Annotated in this window: 2 protein-coding genes; both read left to right on the top strand. The window is 65.9% G+C overall.

Features of this window, described 5'->3' with window-relative positions; genetic code table 11:
• Nucleotides 1-254, top strand: a 254-nt coding sequence (locus AC27VN_RS41970) for a diguanylate cyclase (protein ID WP_490880585.1), incomplete at its 5' end; no start/stop codon positions are given.
• Between the two features lie 327 nt (nt 255-581).
• Nucleotides 582-1,055, top strand: coding sequence for a cellulose biosynthesis protein BcsD (gene bcsD, locus AC27VN_RS41965; protein WP_093342118.1), 474 nt, complete (start codon nt 582-584; stop codon nt 1,053-1,055).
• Nucleotides 1,056-1,176: the final 121 nt, after the last annotated feature.

Below are 1,176 nucleotides of genomic sequence, written 5' to 3'. Positions count from 1 at the left end.
TCGAGCGCTGCCGCCATGCCGACGCGGTGCGCGTGGCCGAGGCCATCGTCACCTCGATCGCCGAGATCGCCATGCCCTCGCTGCCCGAGGACCTGCGCATCGGCGCGAGCATCGGCGTGGCCAGCCTCACGCCACAGACGCTGAGCGTCGACGCCTGGCTGCGCGCCGCCGACGAGGCCTGCTATGCGGCCAAGACCGCGGGCCGCGGCGTGGTCCGGGCGGGCTCGGCGCCGGCCGAGCGCGTGCCGGGTTGAGCGGCCGACTATCGACATCCCTCGGGTTTCATCGCCAACCTGCCATCGCTGGCCGGGGCCACAAGGCCCTTCAAAATCACACTAGTTCACACTTCCTGGGGAAACCCCGGATCCAGTGAATCCATTTGGCTGACGAATACGTAACACCTAAGTTACCAGTTCGATGCCACGGGCCCCACGCGAAAGTCGGAGCCGCAGATCGCACTGAACGGAACAGGCCGGAATGCGACTGGTTCGTCACGAATTCCCGACAATCAGCCGTGAACTAATACCAACTCAGTAAACGATTGTTGTCAATCGTTAACCATTCCCAGAGAATGCCCCAGCATGGAAGAAACAAACGGGGACCTCGATCACTTTGAACGCCGAGCCTGCAGCGCGCAGTGGCTCGCATTCAATCGCGGCATGGCAGCCGAGCTTGCCGCCGGGCTCCCGCCCGAGGATCTGCATCAGCTTTTCTTCCGCATCGGCGAGAACGTGGCGCGCACCTTTCCGGTGCCTCCCTGCGCGAGCCTGGCCGAACTGGAAGCCGAGTTCAACGCCCGCTGGGACGGCATCGACTGGGGCTACAGCACCCTGCGCGAAGAAGCCGACGGCCTGCGCATCCGCCATGCCTGCAGCCCGCTGGCCATGGCTTTCGGGCCCGAATCCACCGGCTGGAGCAGCGGCTTCTTCGAAGGCGTCTACCAGACCTGGTTCGGCAGCCAGCGCCTGCCCGCCGCGCTGCGGGTGCAGGCGCTGCCGTCCCATCCGCAGCCCGGCGCGGTGATCGAACTCCGATTGGCGAGGTCTTCCCCATGAACAACGACGATCCATCCGCCGAGGACGTGGCCGGACTGTTCCGCAAGTTCGGCGGCGACTCGCATGTCTACAAGGAATTCGCGCCGCCCGAGCCCACCGACGGCGAAGGCCGCGCCGGCTG

This window comes from Variovorax sp. 20P10.2.4 (assembly GCF_058244205.1).
This window is presented reverse-complemented; position numbering and strand designations above follow the sequence as displayed.

Bases quoted from the DNA above. Each gene is read 5' to 3' on its own strand.
- bcsD (WP_093342118.1), top strand. From the start codon at position 582: ATGGAAGAAACAAACGGGGACCTCGATCACTTTGAACGCCGAGCCTGC.